Below are 22034 nucleotides of genomic sequence, written 5' to 3'. Positions count from 1 at the left end.
GCGGACGCCACCCGGAATCTACGCGCGTAGGCGTTAGAGTGCCGAAATGACGAGCCAGACCAGCGGAAACTCACAGATTCCGACCCGCGAGCAGATCGTTCGCGCCCCCAAGGTACTGCTGCACGACCACCTCGACGGCGGGCTTCGACCCGGCACCATCGTCGAACTCGCCCTGGAACAGGGGTACGAGAACCTCCCCGAGACCGACCCCGACAAGCTCGGCATCTGGTTCCGCGAGGCCGCCGACTCCGGCTCCCTCGAGCGCTACCTGGAGACCTTCGCCCACACCTGCGCCGTCATGCAGACCCGCGAGGCGCTGTTCCGGGTCGCCGCCGAGTGCGCAGAGGACCTCGCCGAGGACGGCGTCGTCTACGCCGAGATCCGCTACGCCCCCGAGCAGCACCTCGGACAGGACCTCACCCTCGAAGAGGTCGTCGAGGCGGTCAACGCGGGCTTCCGCGAGGGCGAGCGCCGCGCCAGGGCCAACGGCCACCGCATCCGCGTGGGCGCCCTGCTCACCGCCATGCGGCACGCGGCCCGCGCCCTGGAGATCGCCGAACTCGCCAACCGCTACCGCGACACGGGCGTCGTCGGCTTCGACATCGCGGGCGCCGAGGCGGGCTTCCCTCCCACCCGCCACCTCGACGCCTTCGAGTACCTCAAGCGCGAGAACAACCACTTCACGATCCACGCGGGCGAGGCCTTCGGCCTGCCCTCGATCTGGCAGGCGCTCCAGTGGTGCGGCGCCGACCGCCTCGGCCACGGTGTGCGGATCATCGACGACATCAAGGTCGAGGACGACGGCACGGTCGAGCTCGGCCGCCTCGCCTCCTACGTACGCGACAAGCGCATCCCCCTGGAGATGTGCCCGAGCTCCAACCTCCAGACAGGCGCCGCCGACTCCTACGAGGCCCACCCCATCGGCCTGCTCCGCAAGCTGCACTTCCGCGCCACGGTGAACACGGACAACCGCCTCATGTCCGGCACCAGCATGAGCCGCGAGTTCGAGCACCTGGTCGACGCTTTCGGCTACACGCTCGACGACATGCAGTGGTTCACTGTCAATGCGATGAAATCAGCATTCATTCCTTTCGATGAACGACTGGCCATGATCAATGACGTCATCAAGCCGGGGTATGCCGAGTTGAAATCCGAATGGCTGTTCCGTCAGACCGCCTCGACCAGGGGTTCTGTCGCGCAGTAGCGTCTCTTTGTGCGAATCCGGAGCGGCCGGGAGTATTGACTCCCGGCCGCTTCCGCGCGTATTTCGCTGTTTGCAACGCGCCCTGACGCATGTTTACGGTCGTGGACCGCTCAAGCCCCCGTTCACGAGGACTCATTTCATAATGAAGCAGTCTGCTGTCAAGACCCTCGGTGTCGCCGCTCTCGGTGCCGCCTTCGCCGCCGCGGGCGCCGGTGCCGCGTCCGCCGCCCCCGCCCTGCCGGACGCGGGCTCCGCCCTGGACACCGTGACCAGCACGCTCCCCGCCGAGCAGGTCGCGCAGGTGCTGCCGGCCGGTGGCACCGAGTCCCTGACCGCCGGCAAGAACGCCGTCGCCGGTGGCCTGAACGCCGCCGCGCCCGCCGTCCAGAAGGCCCTCCCCACCGACGGCAGCGACCCGGTCTCCGGGCTCCTCGGCGGCCTGCCCGTCAACTCGCTGCCCGCCGGCGGCGCCCTGCCCGTCGGCTGACCCACCCGACACGGCACACGCACGGACACGCAGGAGCACACGCACGGAAACACAGGAGGGGCGCACCCGCGCGCGGGTGCACCCCTCCTTGTCGTACATCAGCCTGCGGGCCCCGTCGTCACCACGCCTGGCGGACCTTGCCCTCGCTCGGCAGCAGGATCCACAGCGCGATGTACAGCAGGAACTGGGGACCGGGAAGCAGACACGAGAGCACGAAGATCACGCGCATCGTGGTCGCGGAGGTGCCGAAGCGCCTTGCCAGCGCTGCGCACACTCCGCCGATCATCCGTCCGTTCGTGGGGCGGGCAAGGGCGGTCATGGTGGGCTCCTTCGCGAACCGTAGCGGTGAGGCGCCCCCTTGGCCGGGACGGCCGGGACGTCTCTGATGGCTTCAAAGCTACGGTGACGAACCGGGCGAAGCGTCAGCTCACGGGGCGACGCCGACCCTGGAAATCGTCGGGGTCCGCCCCTGAGACGGCTCCTCCCGGGGGAGGGCGGTGACCTCGGTCCTGCGGCGGAGCCAGCCCCTGAGGGTCGGCACCACGGCCGCGTGCGCGAGGGCCACACCCAGCGTGTTCAGGAACAGTGAGTCGATGTCCACGACCTGCCCCGGCACCCCGGTCTGCAGCAGCTCGATGCCGAGCGAGAGCAGCGCTCCGGCGGCGACCGTACGCACCAGCGAACCCAGCGGCGAGACGACGAGCCGCCCCCCGGCGATCGGCAGCAGCACCCCCAGCGGGGCGAGCAGCAGCAGCTCCTTGCCGATCCGCCGCACCGCCTCCGCCGGGCCGAGCGCGAGATCCGCCCGGATCCCCGCGAACGGATGCAGGTTCGCGGCGCTGACCCACGGCACGTCCAGTGGTCGCAGCGTGATCCAGCAGACGAGAAGCAGATGCGCGGCAAGGAGGACTACCCCTGCCGTACGGAAGCGGATGGCGGCCTTGGAGCCGCCCGGGCGATGGCGCTGCACGCCCCCCAAGACGCGGACGGCGGGACGATCGGTTCCGCGTCGCCGGCGTCCGCCCGCGACCACCGCGCCCGCCCCCGTCAGCCGACCGTCTCTGCGGGCGCCGGGACGAGCCCCGGCCGCGTCCGCATCTCCGGAGAACAGTCGTACGCGCGCAGAGCGTCGTCACCCGGCCCGCCGAGCACGACCTTGTCGTCCTTTGCCGCGGCCCCGCCGTTCGCATACGTACACACGATCTGGGCCAGCGCGTACGGCGAGAGGTCGTCCGGCGGGACGCTCAGCCGCAGCGCGTTGTCCGGGTCACCCTTGCCCGGCCCCGAGACGGTCATCCCGGGCCTGACGTCCGTGGTGTACCCCGCCTGCCGCTCGGCGCCGCCCGGAGACTGCTCCAGCTCGTCGAGCAGCGCCTGCGCGAGCCGCACCCGGTCCGAGGCGCCCTGCCCCTTCGGCAGGGTCACCGACCGGTCGACGCTCACCAGCTGCGACGTACAGACCAGATACACCTGCACGGCGAACTCGCCGCCCGAGCGCGACCCCAGATCCGGCCCCGACAGCGTGCACGGCACCCGTGACGGCGCGGCCCCGAAGTCCGTCGGCACCTCCGTCGGCCTGATCCCGCACCCGGCGAGCAGCACGGCGAGAACCGCCGCGCCCAGCACCGCGTAACGCCGTCTTGCCTTGCGTGCGGTCATCGCGCGCCGCCCTCCTCACCGGAACCGCCACCGACGGCGCCCTCGTCATCGGGCGGCAGCGTCAGCGGTGACGCGTCGAGCGGCAGCCGGAACGTGAACACGGCGCCGCCCTCGGGGGAGTTGGCGGCCGTGATCTCGCCGCCGTGGATGTGCGCGTTCTCCAGGGCGATCGAGAGCCCGAGCCCGCTGCCCTCCGAACGCGGCCGCGACGCGCTCGCCTTGTAGAACCGGTCGAAGACATGTGGGAGCACGTCCTGCGGGATGCCGGGCCCGTGGTCACGCACCTCGATCACCAGCGCCGAGTCCGCAAGCCGCACGGACACCCGCACCGGCGAGCCGCCGTGCTTGAGCGCGTTCCCGATCAGGTTCGCCATGATGACGTCGAGGCGGCGCGGGTCGATGCGGGCCATGATGCCGCGCTCCGCGTCCAGGTCCACCGCGTCGAGCCAGGCGCGGGCGTCGATGCAGGCCGTGATCTGGTCGGCGATGTCGACGTGGTCGAGGACGAGCCGGGCGGTGCCCGCGTCGAAACGGGTCACCTCCATCAGGTTCTCCACCAGGTCGTTCAGCCGGCGCGTCTCGCTCACCACGAGGCGCACGGCCGGCTCGATCATCGGGTCGACCGAACCGGTCTCCGCGTCGAGCTCCTCCTCGAGTACCTCCGTCACCGCGGTGATCGCGGTCAGCGGCGTACGCAGCTCGTGCGACATGTCGGCGACGAAGCGCCGGGACGCCTCCTCGCGCGCAGTCATGTCGGCGACCTGCTTCTCCAGATTCTCCGCGGTCCGGTTGAACGTCCGGGAAAGATCGGCCAGTTCATCCGTACCGGACACCCGCAGACGCGTGTCCAGCTTCCCTTCGCCGAGCCGCCGGGCCGCCCTCCCGAGCCGGTGCACCGGCTTGAGCACCGTCGTCGCCGCGGCCTGCGCGAGCAGCGCCGAACCGATCAGCGCGAGCAACGTGGCGATCCCGAGCGACCAGGCAAGGGAGTTGAGATCCTTCGCCTCCGGCTCCAGGGACTTGAGCATGTAGCCCGTCGGCCCCCCGTCGATCACCCGCGCCCCACCGACCAGATACGGCGTGTCATTGCTGACGATCCGCTGCCAGTACAGGTGGTACGGGTGCTTGTTGCCGTCCGTGAGGGGCTGCTTCCTGTTCACTGCGTCCCGCAGCGAACGCGGCACCTCGGCCAGCGTGATCGCGTCCAGATCGGAGTTGCCCGCGATCCGCCGTCCATCCTTGTCGTCGCTGATCAGCAGCACGCTGAAGTGCTGGCTGCTGGACGCCATCAGGTTCGCGGCATGCTGCAACTCGCCCTGCGTCGGATGCTCGGGCAGCGCCGCGGCGCGGTTCTGCATCTCCTGCTGGAAGTCGCTGAGCGCCGCGTCCTGCGCGCGGGTCAGGACCGCCTCGCGGTTGAGCCAGTACGCGATCCCCGACGCCGACACCGCCGCGGTCAGCGCCACCAGGGCGAAGACGACGACGAGCCGCAGCCGCAGGCTCGTGAAGCGCAGGCCGGCGAGTATCGCCTTCTTCGCCGCGGCCCACCCCCGCAGCCGGTCGTGCGCATCAGTCACTGAGGCGTGTCCAGCCGGTAGCCGACCCCGCGCACCGTGCGGATCAGCGTCGGCGACGACGGCACGTCCTCGACCTTCGCGCGCAGCCGCTGCACACACGCGTCGACGAGCCGCGAGTCACCGAGGTAGTCGTGCTCCCACACCAGACGCAGCAGCTGCTGCCGCGACAGCGCCTGGCCCGGCCTGCGGCTCAGCTCGAGGAGCAACCGCAGCTCCGTGGGCGTCAGTTGGAGGTCCTCGCCGTTCTTCGTGACCGTCATCGCGGCCCGGTCGATGACGAGACTGCCGAACGACGCCGCGTCGTTCGCCTCCCGCTCGCCCCGCCGGAGCACCGCGCGGATCCGGGCGTCGAGCACCCGCCCCTGCACCGGTTTCACGACGTAGTCGTCGGCGCCGGACTCCAGCCCGACCACCACATCGATGTCGTCGCTGCGCGCCGTGAGCAGGATGATCGGCAACTGGTCCGTGCGCCGGATGCGCCGGCACACCTCGAACCCGTCGATGCCGGGCAGCATCACATCCAGCACGATCAGGTCCGGCCGCTGCTCACGCAACAGCTTCAGACCGTCCTCGCCGGTGGCAGCGGTGGCAACCCGATGGCCCTGGCGCGTAAGGGACAGCTCCAGGGCCGTTCGGATGGCGTCGTCGTCCTCGATCAGCAACAGGGAAGGCACAGACGCCATTCTGTCCCATGGCACGGCTCAAGTTCGACCGTTGGAGCGCTCCCAAGCTCGTAATGAGGGGGCATCGGGCCCCATCCGCACACGACTCGCACACGCCCGGGCTCTGTGACAGGTCTGTGACAGTCGACGGACACCGTCATGAAGTGGCCCGGGCAAGCTTTTGGACATCGCAAGGACGCAAGTCCTTACGAGCCACGGGAAACCGAGACTCCACGACGGGGGGCGCGAGATGAACACGCTGCACAGCACCACCACTGGCGCAGTTGTCACACGTCTTCATGACGCTCTCGTGCGGAGTCCCGGTTCCGGGAAGCACGAGTTGTCCGGTGCCGTGAGCGGGCGGGGGTGCGCTCGCGGCGCCGGGCGTCAGCACACCACGTACATGACGGTGGTTGACGCGAACCAGGCGGTATCCGACGGGGGAGCCGCGTACGGGGAGGAATCGGGGGAGCGGAAGAAGTCCCTGTCGGAGACTGCAGACGCCGAAGCGGCGTTTACGGCCTACGTCCAGGAACGCCGCGCCTCCCTGTACGCAACCGCCTACCACCTGACCGGTGACCGGTTCGAGGCCGAGGACCTGCTCCAGAGCGCCCTCTTCTCGACGTACCGCGCCTGGGACAGGATCAGCGACAAGGCGGCGGTCGGGGGCTACCTCCGCCGCACCATGACCAATCTGCACATCAGCGCGTGGCGCCGCCGCAAGCTGAACGAGTACCCGACCGAGGAACTGCCGGAGACGGCGGGCGACACGGACGCGATGCGCGGCACGGAGCTGCGCGCGGTTCTCTGGCAGGCCCTGGCCCGCCTTCCCGAACTGCAGCGCACGATGCTCGTCCTGCGGTACTACGAGGGTCGTACGGACCCCGAGATCGCGGACATCCTCGACATCAGTGTCGGCACGGTGAAGTCCAGCATCTGGCGCTCCCTGCGCCGGCTGCGCGAGGACGAGGTCCTCAGCTTCGGCCGTGACCTGGAGGAGTCCTTCGGCGAGCTGGTGGCCTGAAGGCAGGGGGCGGGCCGTCGCTCCGGGGGGACGCGACGGTGGTACGGGGGAGCGGTACCGGGGGGATCACGGGGGATCTTCACGGGGGAATGAAGCGGGACCGGAGGGCCGGGGGGTCTCTCCGGTCCCGTTTCTCATGCGTACGGGGTGTGCGGGCCGCTCACGCCTGGGCTCGGGCCTTCACGCAACGGCCCGCGGCGGCCGCGGCGAGGCGGCCGAGGGCCTCCTCCTTGCCGCACGCGTGCGCGCCGAGCGCCGTCTGGCGGGCCACGATGGCGCGCTCCGCGCGCATCAGGCGCCAGCCGCGGCGCAGCAGGAACGGCACGGACTTGCGGCCCTCCCTGAGGTCCCGCAGCAGCCGGCGCCGGAACGTCGTGGACGGGCGGCCGCGCAGGCACAGTGCGTCGGCGAGCAGACCGAGGTCCCGGCAGCGCTCCACGATGTCGGCGGCGAAGATGCCCTCCGCGATGAACAGCGGCGTGCGCTCGATGTCGAGCGTCTCCTCGCCCACGCGCGAGCTGGACGCGATGTCGTAGACGGGAACACGGGTGCGGCCCGTGCGGCACAGCTCCGCGATCGCGGCGACGGCCGTCTCCGTGTCCCAGGAGCGGGGCGAGTCCCAGTCGATGTCCGAGCTGCCCGGCACCTGCGGCAGCGTCGGGTCGTCGCTCTCCTTGTAGAAGTCGTCCAGGCACAGCACGGGAAGCCCGGAGCGGGACGCGAACGACGACTTGCCGGAGCCGGAAGGACCTGCCAGCAGGACGACCCGGGTCGGTATCGGGGGATGGGAACTCACGAGACACCAGTGTGCTGCATCCTCCGCCCCCGGTGGACCCTGCGGGTCGGCCTTTGTGGCACGGCCGCGCCTCAACTACTCTGCGTACGCGTACGATTACTCGATCTGCGGCGGCGGGCCAACCGGCCGCCGGTACCGGAAACGGGCGGCACCTCATGGCACGACACTCAGCGAAGAAGTCCTCGACGGCCCAGCGTGCGCTGCTGCGCGCGGGGCTCACCCTCACCGCCGCGGGGGCGGCGCTCGGCGGGGGTGCGGTGAGCGCCAGTGCGGCGGAGCCCGCCGCCGCGCCTCTTGCCTCGCCGGTCGGCGACCTCGACGCCGCGGCGGCCGGGGGAGCGGTGGCGGGGGCGCTCGAGTCCGCATCGGCCGGGGGTCTCGCCCCGGTCAAGCACCTGAAGCTCAACCCGCTCTCCGGCACCGGGGTCGATCCGCTCGACAACGCGGTCGGTACGCAGGTCGCCGACTTCAAGCCGGTGACCACGGCCGTCGCGACCGGTCCCGTGGCCAAGGGCGGCGCCCTGGCCGACCTCCCCCTGGTCGGACCGGCCAGCTCTCTGCTCCCGGGCTAGGGCCTTTCGTTCGGATCAGGCTGGGCTCGCCCCGGACGAAAGACCCTAGGACGCCTTCGTTCGCAGCGGGACCTCTCGGATCAGCCAGGCCGCGGCGAACGTGACCGCGCACAGGGCCGCCGTGCCCAGTGCCACGCCGTGCAGGCCGCCGGTCACCGCCGTGCGGAAGGCGTCCTGCGCGGAGGGCGGGAGGTCCCGCAGGAGGGCGGGGGTGACGGAGCCGCCGGTGAGGTGCGCTCCGTCGGAGCCGAGGCGGTCGGCGAGCTCGGCGGACATGCGGCTCGCGTAGACGGAGCCGAGCACCGCGACGCCCAGTGAGCCGCCGACCGTGCGCAGCAGGGTCGTGGTGCCGCTCGCGGCGCCCATGTCGCGGGGTTCGGCGCTGTTCATGGTGATCAGCATCGACGGCTGCATCAGGCAGCCGACGCCGACGCCGAGGACGAACGTCACACCCGAGGCCACCCACGCCGCCGTGCCGACACCGAGCGTGAGCAGCGCCAGGGCGCCCGCCGTGGCCAGTGCGCCGCCCACGATCGGATACACGCGGTAGCGGCCCCCGTTGCCGACCCGACGCCCGATCGCGAGCTGCGCGCCCATCATGCCCAGCATCAGCGGGAGCAGCAGCAGCCCGCTCGCCGTCGACGACATGTCCTGCACGAACTGCATGTACTGCGGCAGATAGCCGGCTGTCGCCATCATCGCCGCGCCGGTCACGAAGCTCAGGACCTGCGCGAGCGTGAAGTTGCGGTCGGCGAAGAGACGGGGCGGGATCACCGGTTCGGTGGCCCGCCGCTCCACGCGTACGAACGCGGCGAGTGCGCCCGTCGAGACCAGCGCGAGGCCGATGATCTGCGGTGACGTCCAGCTGTACGTCGTACCGCCCCAGCTCGCGAGAAGGGTCAGGGTCAGGATCGCCGCGGTCAGCAGGGCCGCTCCCGCGGCATCGATCCGCGCCTTGACGCGCGGGGCGTGCACGTGCACGCCGAGTCCGACGATCGCGAGCGCCACGGCGCCGACCGGCACGTTGACGTAGAACGCCCAGCGCCAGTCGAGCCGGTCGGTGAGGAAGCCGCCGAGCAGCGGGCCGCCGATCAGGGCCGCGGGCATCAGTACGCCGATCACGGACTGGGCGCGGCCGGCCTCCGCCGGGGTCAGGAGTGTGCCGATGAGGGACAGGGCGCCTACGAAGAGGCCGCCCGCGCCGATCCCCTGGACCGCCCTGAACGCGATCAACTGGCCCATGTCCTGGGCGAGTCCGCACAGGACCGAACCGGCCAGGAAGACGGTGATCGAGGCGAGGTAGCTGCCCTTGCGGCCGTACAGGTCCCCGAACTTCCCCCAGATCGGCGTCGAGACCGCGGTGGTCAGCAGGTAGGCCGTGAGGACCCACGAGAGGTGGTCGAGGCCGCCCAGGTCGCCGACGATCGTCGGCAGGGCGGTGCCGATGATGGTGCCGTCGAGCGTGGCGAGCACGATGCCGAGCAGCAGGCCGAGGATCACGAGGCGGGAGGGCGGGGTGGGCTCCGCCGGTTCTTGGGCGACGCTCGTCGGTGCTTCTGTGTTCGCGCGTTGGTTCATGGCTCCCCCTGGTTTCGTCCGGATGTAGGTGTCTCAAGCCGCGTACGGACGCACCGACTTGGCGTCCCGCAGGGCGTGCGCCCACCAGGCCAGCTGGTCGAGCATCGCCTTCGCCGCGGCCTCGACCGCCGGGTCCGCGTGCTCGCCCGAGGCGTCGAACTCGGCCCACGCGTTGTGGAAGCTGACCGTCTTCCGGATGGTCGTGGCGTTCAACTCGGCCATCACGACGCGCAGTTGCTCCACCGCGCGCAGACCGCCCGACAGGCCGCCGTACGAGACGAACGCGATCGGCTTCGCGTGCCACTGCTCGTTGTGCCAGTCGACGGCGTTCTTCAGGGAGGCCGGGAAGCTGTGGTTGTACTCCGGCGTGACGAAGACGAACGCGTCGGCCGCGGCCAGGCGCGGCGAGACGGCGGCGAGCAGCTCCGTGCTGTCCTGCGGCAGCTCCTGGCCGAAGGCCGGGAACACGGTGGGCAGCGGCGTCTCGGCGAGGTCGACCACGTCGGCGGTCATGTCACCGCGCTCGTCGAGCCGGCCGGCCAGCCACTTGGTGACGACCGGCGCGAAGCGGCCCTCCCGGGTGCTGCCGATCAGGACGGCGATGTGGAGCGGGGCGGGTGCGGGCGTGGGCATGGGGAACTCCCTGGGGGCCGGATGTGTACGGCGTATCTATGTGAGTACAACGTACACAGCTAATGTGTACGGCGTCTACTGGGGATACGCTGTACACGAGACCGAGGGAGAGGGGCGCACCGTGGCCGCGCAGAAGAAGGTGCCGAAGGACGGCGAGGACGGGCTGGTGGAGCCCTCGCTGTGGGAGCGGCTCGAACGGCCCGCGCCCGCCCGCGCCACCCTGACCCTGGAGCGGATCGCCGCCGCCGCGGTCGAGATCGCCGACACCGAGGGCGCCGCGGCCGTCACCATGCGCCGCCTCGCCGCACAGCTCGGCGTCGCGCCCATGGCCGCGTACCGGCACGTGTCCGGCAAGGACGACCTCTGGGCGCTCATGATCGACCGCGTCTCGGCCGAACTCTCCGTCCCCTCGGAGGTGACCGGCTGGCGTGAGGTGCTGCGCTCCTTCGCCGTGCAGACACGGAAACTGATGCTGCGTCACCCCTGGATGGGGCAGGTGCCCGCGCCGCTCATCTCCCTCACGCCCGCCCGCATGGCCGTGGCCGAGCGGCAGTTGGAGGAACTCGCGACGACGGGTCTCGACGCCGACTCGATGATGGCCGCGTTCCGGACCGTCAGCTCCTACGTCCATGGCGCGACCCAGTCCGAGCTCGCCCTGCGCGAGTACAAGGAGCGGCACGGCTGGTCCAGCGGCGCCGAGACCCGGCAGGCGCTCGCCCCGCAGATGAACTACCTGATGAGCACGGGCCGTTACCCGAACTATCGGCGCTACGGCCTGGGCGCGGCCCACAAGGACGACCCCACTTGGGAGTTCGACCTCGGCCTCGACTGCATCCTCGACGGGATCGCTGCGCGGCTCGGGGTCTGAATCGTGTTGCCGACGACATGACGAAGTGCACGGCGACATGACGAAGTGCCGACGACGTGACGAAACCCCGGCCCTCCTGGACGGAGGAGGGCCGGGGTTTCGGATTTCGGGTCGGGTCCGGCTTCGGGCTGGGACCTAGTACGAAGAGCCCGATGCGCCGAGTGAACCCGTCGGGTGCCACACCGTCTTCGTTTCCAGGAACGACGTGAGCCGGTCCGTGCCCGGGTCCGTCGTCCAGTCCGTGTCCACAGCCTGGGGACGGCGTACGCGCTTCAGGTTGTCCGCCGCCGCGATCTCCAGGTCACGGGCCAGGTCGGCGTCCGCGCCCGTCAGGTCGATCGCGTTCACGTCCTGGTGCGCGGCCAGCGGCGCGGCGATCTCCGCCGTCCTGCCGGACAGGACGTTCACGACACCGCCCGGCACGTCGGACGTGGCGAGCACCTCGCCCAGCGACAGCGCCGGCAGCGGGGACGTCTCGCTCGCGATCACCACGGCCGTGTTGCCCGTCGCGATCACCGGGGCGATCACCGAGACCAGGCCCAGGAACGACGACTTCTGCGGCGCCAGCACGGCCACCACTCCGGTCGGCTCGGGCGTGGACAGGTTGAAGAACGGGCCCGCGACCGGGTTCGCCCCGCCCACGACCTGGCTGATCTTGTCTGTCCAGCCCGCGTACCAGACCCACCTGTCGATCGCCGCGTCCACGACCGCCGCCGCCTTGGACTTCGACAGGCCCTCGGCGTCCGCCACCTCCCGCACGAACTGGTCGCGGCGGCCCTCCAGCATCTCCGCCACGCGGTAGAGCACCTGCCCGCGGTTGTACGCCGTCGCGCCCGCCCAGCCGCCGAACGCCTTGCGCGCCGCCACTACCGCGTCACGCGCGTCCTTGCGGGACGACAGCGGGGCGTTCGCCAGCCACTTGCCCTTCGAGTCCGACACCTCGTACACCCGGCCGCTCTCGGAACGCGGGAACTTCCCGCCCACGTACAGCTTGTAGGTCTTCAGGACTGTGAGTCGCTCAACCGTGCTCATTTATCGCGTGCCCTCCGGGCTCGACGGGGCGAGGTATGCCTCCAGGCCGTGGCGGCCGCCCTCGCGGCCGTGACCCGACTCCTTGTAGCCGCCGAACGGCGAGGTCGGGTCGAACTTGTTGAACGTGTTGGCCCAGACGACGCCCGCCCGGAGCTTGTTCGCGACCGAAAGGATGCGCGAGCCCTTCTCCGTCCAGATGCCGGCCGAGAGCCCGTACTGCGTGTTGTTCGCCTTCGCCACCGCCTCCTCCGGAGTGCGGAACGTGAGGACGGACAGCACCGGGCCGAAGATCTCGTCCCGCGCGATCGTGTGCGCCTGCGTGACGTTCGTGAAGAGCGTCGGCGCGAACCAGTAGCCGCTGTCCGGGAGCTCGCACGGCGCCGACCAGCGCTGCGCGCCCTCGGCCTCGCCCGTGTCCGCGAGCGCCTTGATCCTCGCGAGCTGCTCCGCGGAGTTGATCGCGCCGATGTCGGTGTTCTTGTCCAGCGGGTCGCCCAGACGGAGGGTGGTGAGGCGGCGCTTCAGCGCGTCCAGCACCTCGTCGGCCACCGACTCCTGGACGAGGAGGCGCGAGCCCGCGCAGCAGACCTGGCCCTGGTTGAAGAAGATGCCCGTGACGATGCCCTCGACCGCCTGGTCGACGGGCGCGTCGTCGAAGACGATGTTCGCGCCCTTGCCGCCCAGTTCGAGCGTGACCTTCTTGTCCGTGCCCGCCACCTGGCGGGCGATCGCCTTGCCCACCGCGGTGGAGCCGGTGAAGGCCACCTTGTTCACGTCGGGGTGCGCCGTGAGCGCCGCGCCCGCGTCCCCGTAGCCCGGGAGGATGTTCACCACACCCTTGGGCAGGCCCGCCTGGCGGCAGATGTCCGCGAAGAACAGTGCCGAGAGAGGGGTCGTCTCGGCCGGCTTCAGGACGACCGTGTTGCCCGTCGCCAGCGCCGGGGCGATCTTCCACGCCAGCATCAGCAGCGGGAAGTTCCACGGGATGACCTGGCCCGCGACGCCCAGCGGCGCCGGGTTCGGGCCGAAGCCCGCGTGACCGAGCTTGTCCGCCCAGCCCGCGTAGTAGAAGAAGTGCGCCGCCACCAGCGGGAGGTCCGCGTCGCGCGTCTCCTTGATCGGCTTGCCGTTGTCCAGCGTCTCCAGGACCGCGAGCTCGCGGCTGCGCTCCTGGATGATCCGCGCGATCCGGAACAGGTACTTCGCCCGCTCCGCGCCCGGCAGCGCCGACCACTTCTCGAACGCCTTGCGGGCTGCCTTCACCGCGCGGTCCACGTCCGCCTCGCCCGCCTGGGCGATCTCGGAGAGGACCTCCTCCGTGGACGGGCTGACCGTCTTGAAGACCTTGCCGTCGGCCGCCTCGGCGAACTCGCCGTCGATGAACAGGCCGTAGCTGGGAGCGATGTCGACGACGGAGCGGGACTCCGGTGCGGGTGCGTACTCAAAAGTCATGGGTCAGTCCACCGTGACGTAGTCGGGGCCGGAGTAGCGGCCGGTGCTCAGCTTCTGGCGCTGCATCAGCAGGTCGTTGAGCAGGCTCGAAGCGCCGAAGCGGAACCAGTGGTTGTCCAGCCAGTCGCTTCCGGCGGTCTCGTTGACCAGCACGAGGAACTTGATCGCGTCCTTGGTCGTACGGATGCCTCCGGCGGGCTTCACGCCTACCTGTACGCCCGTCTGGGCGCGGAAGTCACGCACCGCCTCCAGCATGAGCAGGGTGTTCGCCGGGGTGGCGTTCACCCCGACCTTGCCGGTCGACGTCTTGATGAAGTCCGCCCCGGCCATCATGCCCAGCCAGCTCGCACGCCGGATGTTGTCGTACGTCGACAGCTCGCCCGTCTCGAAGATGACCTTGAGGCGCGCGGCGCCCGAGGCCTCCTTCACGGCGACGATCTCCTCGTACACCTTCAGGTAGTGGCCCGCGAGGAACGCTCCGCGGTCGATGACCATGTCGATCTCGTCGGCTCCGGCGGCGACCGCCTCGCGGACGTCCCCGAGCTTCACCTCCAGGGCGGCGCGGCCCGCCGGGAAGGCGGTGGCCACGGAGGCGACCTTCACGTCGCTCCCGGCCACGGCCTCCTTGGCCGTCGCCACCATGTCCGGATAGACGCAGACGGCGGCTGTGCGCGGAGTCGTACGGTCGGTGGGGTCCGGGTGCACGGCCTTCGCGCCGAGCGCGCGGACCTTGCCGGCGGTGTCGGCGCCTTCGAGGGTCGTCAGGTCGATCATCGAGATCGCCAGGTCGATGGCGTACGCCTTGGCCGTCGTCTTGATCGACCGCGTGCCGAGGGACGCGGCGCGAGCCTCCAGGCCGACCGTGTCGACCCCGGGCAGCCCGTGAAGGAAGCGACGCAGTGAACGGTCCGAGGCGACCGCGTCGGCGAATGCGGGTGCGGGTGCAGTGGGCATGGTCACGAGGGGAGCATATCTACGCGCGTAGCTGCTGTACAGGGGGAGGGGTGAGTGGTGGGTCTCTGTGCGGCTTCGGGTGGCGGGGCCGCGCGGGCATGTACGTGCTCGCTGTTCTACGGGTGCACGTTGGCCAGTTAATTGCCTGTACGTGGTGCTGGTGGCTGCGCGCGCACATACCCCCGCGTCCCCTCCCGTCTCGTACGCGGCTGATCGCCGGTGGGGCTCCCGGCCTCTGTGGTTGTTCTCAGGCCGTAATCAACGTTCTTCCCGGCTTCAGGCATCATCGGTGTATGAAGACCCCGGACTCCCAGCCCTCCGTCACGGCACCCGTGGCGGCGGAGCGGGCCTACCGTTCTCCCGCCGGTATCGCAGGTGGCGTCCTGCTGCTCGTGATGGGGGCCTGGCTCGGTTTCGACGCCCTGGTCAACGGCGACGCCCGCACCGCCTGGCTGGCCGTCGCGGGGCTGCTTCTCGTCGTGCCGCTCGTCGTCGCGTTCACGATCCGGCCCGCGGTGTACGCGAATGAGGACCGGCTGCGCGTCCGTAATCCGTTCCGTGTGATCACCCTGCCCTGGGCGTCCGTCGCCGATCTGCGCGCCAGCTACTCCAGCGAGGTCTTTACCGAGGGCGGGGACAAGTACCAGCTCTGGGCCATCCCCGTCTCCATGCGCGCCCGTAAGAAGGCCAATCGGCGCACGGGTGGGCGCAAGGACAGGAGCCTGAGCGGGGCCGCCGATTTCGTGCCGCGCAAGGCCGCCGGCGATCAGTCGTTGGACGAGATTCGCGAGCTGGCCCGGGACCGCGCCGACAAGCCGTCCGCGCAGGGCGAGCCTTCGATCCGCTGGGCCTACGAGATTGTTGCGCCCGTCGTTGTGGGGGCGGTTCTGATGGCCGTTCTGCTTGTGATCGGTTGAGCTCAGGGACGGGGAAGGCCGGGGTCGGTTTCGACCCCGGCCTTTTGTTCTAGATGCCTGCCGCCGTCGACAGGTCCCGCTTGATCGCGTTCAGTACCCGTGTGCCCTCAGCTCGGGCCGAGGCGAGGTCCGAGTGTGCTTCTACTGGGATCACTGCCTCCAAGTAGCACTTGAGCTTGGGCTCCGTGCCGCTCGGGCGGACGATGACCCGGGCTCGGTACTCGCCGTCCAGCGTGTAGCGCAGGCCGTCCGTCGGCGGGAGCGTGGCCGTGCCTCGGGTGAGGTCCTCCGCCTGCGCCACCCGGAGGCCTGCCAGTTCGGTCGGCGGTGTTTCGCGGAGTGTGGCCATCGCCTTGGTGATGATCGCGAGGTCCTCCACCCGTACCGACAGCTGGTCCGTCGCGTGCAGGCCGTGGGCCACCGCCAGGTCGTCCAGCGCGTCCAGCAGGGTGCGGCCCTGTTCCTTGAGCGTCGACGCCAGTTCGGTGACCAGCAGCGCCGCCGTGATGCCGTCCTTGTCCCGTACGCCCTCGGGGTCCACGCAGTAGCCGAGCGCCTCCTCGTAGCCGTAGCGCAGGCCGTCCACCCGGGCGATCCACTTGAAGCCCGTCAGGGTCTCTTCGTAGGGGAGGCCGGCTTTTTCGGCGATCCGGCCCAGGAGGGAGGACGACACGATCGACTCTGCGAATACTCCGCTTGCTCCTCGTGCCACCAGGTGGGCCGCCAGCAGCGCGCCCACCTCGTCGCCTCGCAGCATTCGCCAGTTTTCGTTCTCTTTTACGGCTACTGCGCAGCGGTCCGCGTCCGGGTCGTTCGCGATGATCAGATCGGGGTTCGCGGTCCGGGCTGCTGCGAAGGACAGGTCCATCGCGCCCGGTTCTTCCGGGTTCGGGAACGCCACCGTCGGGAAGTCCGGGTCCGGGTCCGCCTGCTCGGTCACGAGGACGGGCTCGGGGAAGCCCGCCCGTGCGAACGCGGCGAGAAGGGTGTCCTTGCCGACGCCGTGCATCGCCGTGTAGACCGTGCGCGCCGTGCGGGGGGAGTCCGGGGCCAGGACCGCGTCCGTGCGGGCCAGGTAGGCCTCCAGGACGTCCTCGTCGAGCGTTTCCCAGCCGGAGTCCGGGCGGGGTACGTCGTGGAGGGTGCGGATCGCCTCGATCTCGGCTGCGATCTCGGCGTCCGCGGGCGGCACGATCTGGGAGCCGTCGCCGAGGTAGACCTTGTAGCCGTTGTCGCGGGGCGGGTTGTGGCTGGCCGTGACCTCCACGCCCGCGACCGCGCCCAGGTGCCGTATGGCGAAGGCGAGGACCGGGGTGGGCAGCGGGCGCGGCAGCACCGCGGCGCGCAGGCCGGCGCCCGTCATGACGGCCGCCGTGTCCCGCGCGAAGTCCGCCGACTTGTGGCGCGCGTCGTACCCGACGACGACGAGCCCGCCCGCCTCGCCCTTGCTCCTGAGATACGCGGCGAGGCCCGCCGCCGCGCGGATGACCACGGAGCGGTTCATCCGCATGGGGCCCGCGCCGAGCTCGCCGCGCAGACCCGCGGTGCCGAACTGGAGCGTGCCGGCGAAGCGCTCGGCGAGCGCCTGGGTGTCGGCGCTCTCGATGAGCTTCGCTAGCTCCTCGCGGGTCTCCGGGTCGGGGTCCTCGGCCAGCCAGGCCTCGGCCCTGGCGAGCAGTTCGGTGTCCTGCAAGGTCACGGTTCGTCCAGCCTCTCGCGTGTCTCTACGGGATCAGATGCGGCCCAGGACCTTGCCCAGGAGCTCGCCCATGCGGGTGGCGGAGTCGCGGCCGGCCTGGAGCACCTCTTCGTGGTTGAGGGGCTCGCCCGTCATGCCCGCCGCCAGGTTCGTGACGAGGGAGATGCCGAGCACCTCGGCGCCCGCCTCGCGGGCCGCGATGGCCTCGAGGACCGTCGACATGCCGACGAGGTCCGCGCCGATCGTGCGGGCCATGCGGATCTCGGCCGGGGTCTCGTAGTGCGGGCCGGGGAACTGCGCGTAGACGCCCTCCTCGAGGGAGGGGTCGATCTCCTTGCACAGGGCGCGCAGGCGCGGGGAGTACAGGTCGGTGAGGTCGACGAAGTTCGCGCCGACGATCGGCGACGTCGCCGTCAGGTTCAGGTGGTCGCTGATCAGGACCGGCTGACCGGGGCGCATGCCCTCGCGCAGACCGCCGCAGCCGTTGGTCAGGACGATGGTCTTGCAGCCCGCGGCAACGGCGGTACGGACGCCGTGCGCGACGGACGCGACACCGCGGCCCTCGTAGTAGTGCGTGCGGCCGAGGAAGACGAGGGTGCGCTTGTCACCGATCTTGTACGAGCGGATCTTTCCGCCGTGGCCCTCGACGGCCGGCGGCGGGAAACCGGGCAGTTCGGTGACGGGGAACTCGGCCTCGGGGGTGCCGAGGGCGTCCACGGCCGGTGCCCAGCCGGAGCCCATCACGAGGGCGACGTCGTGGGTGTCGGCGCCGGTGAGCTCGCGCAGGCGCGTGGCGGCGGCGTCGGCGGCGACTCGGGGATCGAATCCGGCGGCGCCCTGGATGTTGTCCGGAGTAACAGATGCGTTCACGCGATCGAGGGTAGCCGGTTCGGTCCTACGCGCGTAGATGACAGACCTCACGGGAATGGGATCGTTGTGTTGTCGTTTCCGACGAAGCCTGCTCAGCAGGGGCGCTTGCGCAGTTCCATCACGTAGTCGTGCGGGGCTCCGGCCGATTCCGCCGCGTCCGCCAGCTCGCCGAGATAGCGGGCGGAGGGGAACCCGCCCTCGTACCCGTTGAGCACGTACACCCAGGCGGGTTCCTCGCCCTCCAGCGTGTCCACGCGCACGCGCATGCGCCGGTAGATGTCGAGCCCCACGCCCTCCCAGCGGTCCATGGAGTCCTCGTCCATCGGCGCGATGTCGTACAGCGCGACGAAGACCTGCGAGCGGGGCGCCTCGACGAGGGTCGCGAGCGCGCCTTCCCAGCCCATGTGCTCGCCCCCGAACGTCAGCCGCCAGCCGCTGAGCCAGCCCGTCGCGCGCATCGGCGAGTGCGGTGCGCGGCGCGTCATCAGCCGCGCGTCGAGATTGCCGGCGTATGCGGCGTAGAGCGACATGTGGTCGAGGGTACGGCAGGTGTGGCCGAGGTCTCTCCTGTAACAGGAGCCCCTCCGACGTGGGACGCGCACGGACGGAGGCCCCCGGGGCGAAAGCACTTGAAGCGTGCGGGACAATGGAGTACGTGACTCGGATCGTGATCATCGGTGGCGGACCTGGCGGATATGAGGCGGCCCTCGTGGCTGCCCAGCTCGGCGCGGAGGTGACCGTCGTCGACTGCGACGGCCTGGGCGGGGCGTCGGTGCTCACCGACTGCGTCCCGTCCAAGACCCTGATCGCGACGGCCGAGGTGATGACCACCTTCGACTCGTCGTACGAGGAGCTGGGGATCATCGTCGCCGATGACACCCCGCACATCGACAGCCCCGCGCGGGTCGTCGGTGTGGATCTCGGCAAGGTCAACCGGCGTGTGAAGCGCCTCGCGCTCGCCCAGTCCCACGACATCACCGCGTCCGTCACCCGGGCCGGCGCCCGCGTGATGCGCGGCCGCGGCCGTCTGGAGGGCCAGCAGGCCGCCGACGGCTCCCGCAAGGTCGTCGTGCGCACCGCCGACGGCACCGAGGAGACCCTCACCGCCGACGCCGTCCTGATCGCCACCGGCGGTCACCCGCGCGAGGTGCCCGACGCCCAGCCCGACGGCGAGCGCATCCTCAACTGGACCCAGGTCTACGACCTCGACGAGCTCCCCGAAGAGCTCATCGTGGTCGGTTCCGGTGTCACCGGCGCCGAGTTCGCCGGCGCCTACCAGGCCCTCGGCTCCCGCGTCACGCTCGTGTCCAGCCGCGACCGCGTCCTGCCCGGTGAGGACCCGGACGCCGCCGCTGTCCTCGAGGACGTCTTCCGCCGCCGCGGCATGAACGTCATGGCGCGCTCGCGCGCCCAGTCCGCCAAGCGCGTCGGCGACCGTGTCGAGGTCACCCTCTCCGACGGCCGCGTCATCTCCGGCACCCACTGCCTGATGGCCGTCGGCGCCATCCCGAACAGCAGCGGGATGGGCCTCGAGGAGGCCGGGGTCAAGCTCAAGGACTCCGGGCACATCTGGACCGACAAGGTCTCCAGGACCACCGCTCCCGGCGTGTACGCCGCCGGTGACGTGACCGGCGTCTTCGCGCTCGCCTCCGTGGCCGCCATGCAGGGCCGCATCGCCGTCTACCACTTCCTCGGCGACGCGGTGGCGCCGCTGAACCTCAAGACGGTCTCCTCGAACGTCTTCACCGACCCCGAGATCGCCACGGTCGGCTACACGCAGGCCGACGTCGACGCCGGGAAGATCGATGCCCGCGGGGTGAAGCTGCCGCTGCTGCGCAACCCGCGCGCCAAGATGCAGGGCATCCGCGACGGCTTCGTCAAGATCTTCTGCCGGCCCGGCACGGGCATCGTGGTGGGCGGCGTGGTCGTCGCCCCGCGCGCGAGCGAACTGATCCATCCCATCTCGATCGCGGTCGACAACAACCTGACCGTCGAGCAGATCGCGAAGGCGTTCACCGTGTACCCGTCACTTTCGGGCTCGATCGCCGAGGTGGCGCGTCAGCTGCACACGCGGAAGACGGCCGACGAAGCCTGACGGCCGCGAGTTCGACGGACACGATCAACTTCCCGCAGGTCACAGCCTGTTGCCGGCCATGCGGCGGACATAGGAGCGGGAGACAGGCGTCTATACCACTTCCTGTCGTTCCTTGCGAACAACTTCTGTTATTCGGCGCAAACTGCTGAAAGCAGACGGTCGTTGGGGTTACTGTCAGTTTCGTGTTCGCTGCAGAACGTCGTCAATTGATCCTCGAAATGGTGCGGGCCAATGGAGCGGTATCGCTCCGGGAGCTCGCCCGCGTCGTCCAGACCTCCGAAGTGACCGTACGGCGGGACGTGCGCGCACTGGAGGCAGAAGGACTCCTCGACCGCCGGCATGGCGGTGCGGTATTGCCGGGCGGATTCACGCGGGAGTCCGGCTTTCCGCAGAAATCACATCTCGCGACCGCAGAGAAGACGGCCATCGCCGACCTCGCCGCGGGCCTCGTCGAAGAAGGCGAAGCCATTGTGGTGGGGGCGGGTACGACCACGCAGGAGCTGGCACGCCGGCTCGCGCGGGTGCCCGGGCTGACCGTCGTCACCAACTCCCTTCTGGTGGCACAGGCGTTGGCCCATGCCAACAGGGTCGAGGTCGTCATGACGGGCGGCACTCTGCGCGGTTCCAACTACGCACTCGTGGGCAGCGGGGCCGAGCAGTCCCTCCAGGGACTCAGAGTCTCCCGCGCCTTCCTCTCCGGCAGTGGTCTGACCGCCGAACGCGGCCTCTCCACGTCCAACATGCTGTCGGCCTCCGTCGACCGCGCGCTGGTGCAGGCCGCCGCTGAGGTCGTCGTCCTCGCCGACCACTCCAAACTCGGCACCGACACGATGTTCCAGACGGTGCCGACCGATGTGATCACGCGCCTCGTGACGGACGAACCGCCCGCCCACGACGACCGCGCCGTCACCGAACTCCAGGCACTCGCCGACCAGGGGGTGCAGATCGCGATCGCCGGAGCCTCGGCGACCGGAACCGGGCCGGCGGGGGGAGATCCCGTCCCGACGCGGCAGACGCGCCGGGACGTACCTCTGCCGGGCCAGCGCCGCACCCAGCTACCGGGCGGCCCCCAGCTGCGCAGCGCTTCCGCCCTCGACCAGGCACCCCCTGAGCGCGCGGCAAGGGTGGCCGACCTCCGGCGGCGCTGAGCAGCACTCCGAGCGGGGCCGAGCCCGGTGTGGAGCTTTCTCCGTACGGCTGCGGGTTGCCGTCGGACGGTCGCTAGCCCGCGGTGATGCCGCGCAGCGTCAGCCGGAGCAAACGATCCGCCAGCTCCGGGTCGTCCGGGGTCTCCTCCGCGGCCAGCGCGATCGCGTTGGTCAGCTGAAGCAGATCGCCGATCGACACGTCCGCGCGCACGGCACCCGCCCGCTGCGCCCTGGACAGCAGGGCCTGGCCCGCCTCGCGCATCGGCGTACTGCACCGCGAAAGGGCCGAACTGGCGTCGTGCGACGCCGACATGAGGGCACGTGAGAGCCCGCGGTACTCACCCGCATGAGTGATGATGTCGCGCAGCCATGCCACCAGCGCCGAGCATGGCTGCGGGTCCGCGAGCAGCGCCCGCGAGCGCGCAAGGAGATCGCTCACCGCGTCCTCGAAGACCGCGCTCATCAGCGCGTGCCGGTTCGGGAAGTGCCGGTAGAGCGTCCCGATGCCGACGCCCGCGCGCCGCGCCACGTCCTCCAGGGACGCGCCCGTGCCGTGCTCCGCGAACGCCGTACGCGCCTCCGCGAGCAGCCGCTCGTAGTTCCGGCGTGCGTCGGCCCGCATGGGGCGTACGGAAGGGGCCGGGCGGGGCCGGTCCGTCTGGTCCGTGCCGGTCGTCATCGGTCCTCCCTGGTCGTGCGCGCGCTCTCCAGGATGCCTGATCGCGCGACAGCCGGACCACGGACCGAAACAACGCGAACGCCCGGTGGACCGTGTCGTGGTCCGCCGGGCGTTCGTGTCAGGCGCTC

General features: G+C 70.6%; 23 protein-coding genes. 8 read left to right on the top strand and 15 right to left on the bottom strand.

Annotated features, from left to right (window positions below):
* Window positions 1–46 precede the first annotated feature (46 nt).
* Window positions 47–1204, top strand: coding sequence for an adenosine deaminase (locus OHA58_RS13075; protein WP_405478855.1), 1158 nt, complete (start codon window positions 47–49; stop codon window positions 1202–1204).
* Between the two features lie 142 nt (window positions 1205–1346).
* Window positions 1347–1691, top strand: a complete 345-nt coding sequence (locus tag OHA58_RS13070) for an ATP-binding protein (RefSeq protein WP_405478854.1) — start codon at window positions 1347–1349, stop codon at window positions 1689–1691.
* 118 nt (window positions 1692–1809) lie between these two features.
* On the opposite strand, the gene OHA58_RS13065 is transcribed toward OHA58_RS13070, so the two are convergent.
* The 5 genes from OHA58_RS13065 to afsQ1 all read right to left on the bottom strand — a co-directional run bounded on the left by OHA58_RS13065 (window position 1810) and on the right by afsQ1 (window position 5601).
* Window positions 1810–2010 (bottom strand): PspC domain-containing protein, encoded by a 201-nt coding sequence (locus OHA58_RS13065; RefSeq protein WP_100594716.1) that lies wholly within the window; start codon window positions 2008–2010, stop codon window positions 1810–1812.
* Window positions 2011–2118: 108 nt separating this feature from the next.
* Window positions 2119–2661: a VanZ family protein gene (locus tag OHA58_RS13060; protein WP_405478853.1), complete on the bottom strand. Its 543-nt coding sequence runs from the start codon at window positions 2659–2661 to the stop codon at window positions 2119–2121.
* Window positions 2662–2738: 77 nt separating this feature from the next.
* Window positions 2739–3350: a hypothetical protein gene (locus OHA58_RS13055; protein WP_405478852.1), complete on the bottom strand. Its 612-nt coding sequence runs from the start codon at window positions 3348–3350 to the stop codon at window positions 2739–2741.
* Complete coding sequence (locus OHA58_RS13050; protein WP_405478851.1) at window positions 3347–4927, bottom strand: ATP-binding protein; 1581 nt, start codon at window positions 4925–4927, stop codon at window positions 3347–3349. Before OHA58_RS13050 ends, OHA58_RS13055 begins: the two co-directional genes overlap by 4 nt.
* Window positions 4924–5601, bottom strand: coding sequence for a two-component system response regulator AfsQ1 (gene afsQ1 / locus OHA58_RS13045; RefSeq protein WP_030682803.1), 678 nt, complete (start codon window positions 5599–5601; stop codon window positions 4924–4926). Before afsQ1 ends, OHA58_RS13050 begins: the two co-directional genes overlap by 4 nt.
* A gap of 238 nt (window positions 5602–5839) precedes the next feature.
* Here afsQ1 and OHA58_RS13040 point away from each other — a divergent pair, with 238 nt between their 5' ends.
* Window positions 5840–6613, top strand: a complete 774-nt coding sequence (locus OHA58_RS13040; protein WP_405478850.1) for a SigE family RNA polymerase sigma factor — start codon at window positions 5840–5842, stop codon at window positions 6611–6613.
* Window positions 6614–6773: 160 nt separating this feature from the next.
* On the opposite strand, the gene OHA58_RS13035 is transcribed toward OHA58_RS13040, so the two are convergent.
* Complete coding sequence (locus OHA58_RS13035) at window positions 6774–7409, bottom strand: uridine kinase (protein WP_405478849.1); 636 nt, start codon at window positions 7407–7409, stop codon at window positions 6774–6776.
* Between the two features lie 155 nt (window positions 7410–7564).
* On the opposite strand from OHA58_RS13035, the gene OHA58_RS13030 reads away from it, so the two are divergent.
* Window positions 7565–7981 carry a hypothetical protein gene (locus tag OHA58_RS13030; RefSeq protein WP_405478848.1) on the top strand — a complete coding sequence of 139 codons (417 nt, stop codon included), beginning with the start codon at window positions 7565–7567 and terminating at the stop codon, window positions 7979–7981.
* Between the two features lie 45 nt (window positions 7982–8026).
* Here the strand turns inward: OHA58_RS13030 and OHA58_RS13025 are convergent, their stop codons facing one another.
* Both OHA58_RS13025 and OHA58_RS13020 read right to left on the bottom strand, forming a co-directional pair.
* The gene (locus OHA58_RS13025) at window positions 8027–9559 is read right to left on the bottom strand and encodes an MDR family MFS transporter (protein ID WP_405478847.1); all 1533 of its coding nucleotides are present in this window, start codon (window positions 9557–9559) and stop codon (window positions 8027–8029) included.
* A 33-nt stretch (window positions 9560–9592) separates the two neighbouring features.
* The gene (locus OHA58_RS13020; RefSeq protein WP_405478846.1) at window positions 9593–10192 is read right to left on the bottom strand and encodes an NADPH-dependent FMN reductase; all 600 of its coding nucleotides are present in this window, start codon (window positions 10190–10192) and stop codon (window positions 9593–9595) included.
* Between the two features lie 121 nt (window positions 10193–10313).
* Between OHA58_RS13020 and OHA58_RS13015 the strand changes: the two genes are divergently transcribed.
* A complete protein-coding gene (locus OHA58_RS13015) occupies window positions 10314–11060 on the top strand; it encodes a TetR/AcrR family transcriptional regulator (protein ID WP_405478845.1) in 747 nt (248 codons plus the stop codon).
* 135 nt (window positions 11061–11195) lie between these two features.
* On the opposite strand, the gene OHA58_RS13010 is transcribed toward OHA58_RS13015, so the two are convergent.
* From OHA58_RS13010 to deoC, 3 genes are read right to left on the bottom strand one after another with little or no spacing between them, the layout of a single operon-like run.
* Entirely contained in the window at window positions 11196–12092 is an 897-nt protein-coding gene (locus OHA58_RS13010) for an aldehyde dehydrogenase family protein (protein ID WP_405478844.1), read from the bottom strand.
* On the bottom strand, window positions 12093–13544 hold the full coding sequence (locus OHA58_RS13005; RefSeq protein ID WP_405478843.1) for an aldehyde dehydrogenase family protein: 1452 nt from the start codon (window positions 13542–13544) through the stop codon (window positions 12093–12095).
* A gap of 3 nt (window positions 13545–13547) precedes the next feature.
* Window positions 13548–14498 carry a deoxyribose-phosphate aldolase gene (gene deoC, locus OHA58_RS13000; protein ID WP_116513451.1) on the bottom strand — a complete coding sequence of 317 codons (951 nt, stop codon included), beginning with the start codon at window positions 14496–14498 and terminating at the stop codon, window positions 13548–13550.
* A gap of 293 nt (window positions 14499–14791) precedes the next feature.
* Here deoC and OHA58_RS12995 point away from each other — a divergent pair, with 293 nt between their 5' ends.
* On the top strand, window positions 14792–15415 hold the full coding sequence (locus tag OHA58_RS12995) for a PH domain-containing protein (protein ID WP_405478842.1): 624 nt from the start codon (window positions 14792–14794) through the stop codon (window positions 15413–15415).
* 49 nt (window positions 15416–15464) lie between these two features.
* On the opposite strand, the gene OHA58_RS12990 is transcribed toward OHA58_RS12995, so the two are convergent.
* From OHA58_RS12990 to OHA58_RS12980, 3 genes are all read right to left on the bottom strand, one after another.
* Entirely contained in the window at window positions 15465–17108 is a 1644-nt protein-coding gene (locus OHA58_RS12990; protein WP_405484939.1) for a phospho-sugar mutase, read from the bottom strand.
* Window positions 17109–17147: 39 nt separating this feature from the next.
* A complete protein-coding gene (locus tag OHA58_RS12985; protein WP_116510654.1) occupies window positions 17148–17984 on the bottom strand; it encodes a purine-nucleoside phosphorylase in 837 nt (278 codons plus the stop codon).
* A 92-nt stretch (window positions 17985–18076) separates the two neighbouring features.
* A complete protein-coding gene (locus tag OHA58_RS12980) occupies window positions 18077–18514 on the bottom strand; it encodes a gamma-glutamylcyclotransferase (protein WP_116510652.1) in 438 nt (145 codons plus the stop codon).
* Window positions 18515–18630: 116 nt separating this feature from the next.
* Between OHA58_RS12980 and OHA58_RS12975 the strand changes: the two genes are divergently transcribed.
* Both OHA58_RS12975 and OHA58_RS12970 read left to right on the top strand, forming a co-directional pair.
* On the top strand, window positions 18631–20079 hold the full coding sequence (locus OHA58_RS12975) for an NAD(P)H-quinone dehydrogenase (protein WP_100594701.1): 1449 nt from the start codon (window positions 18631–18633) through the stop codon (window positions 20077–20079).
* 182 nt (window positions 20080–20261) lie between these two features.
* Window positions 20262–21227, top strand: coding sequence for a DeoR/GlpR family DNA-binding transcription regulator (locus tag OHA58_RS12970; protein WP_116510650.1), 966 nt, complete (start codon window positions 20262–20264; stop codon window positions 21225–21227).
* 73 nt (window positions 21228–21300) lie between these two features.
* Here the strand turns inward: OHA58_RS12970 and OHA58_RS12965 are convergent, their stop codons facing one another.
* On the bottom strand, window positions 21301–21906 hold the full coding sequence (locus OHA58_RS12965; protein WP_405478841.1) for a TetR/AcrR family transcriptional regulator: 606 nt from the start codon (window positions 21904–21906) through the stop codon (window positions 21301–21303).
* Window positions 21907–22034: the final 128 nt, after the last annotated feature.

Origin of the sequence: Streptomyces sp. NBC_00009, assembly GCF_045040855.1 — a bacterium.
In the GTDB taxonomy this organism is placed as follows: Bacteria; Actinomycetota; Actinomycetes; order Streptomycetales; family Streptomycetaceae; genus Streptomyces; species Streptomyces aureus.
The sequence above is the reverse complement of the archived record's forward strand: the minus strand, read 5'-3'. Positions and strand labels throughout refer to the sequence as shown.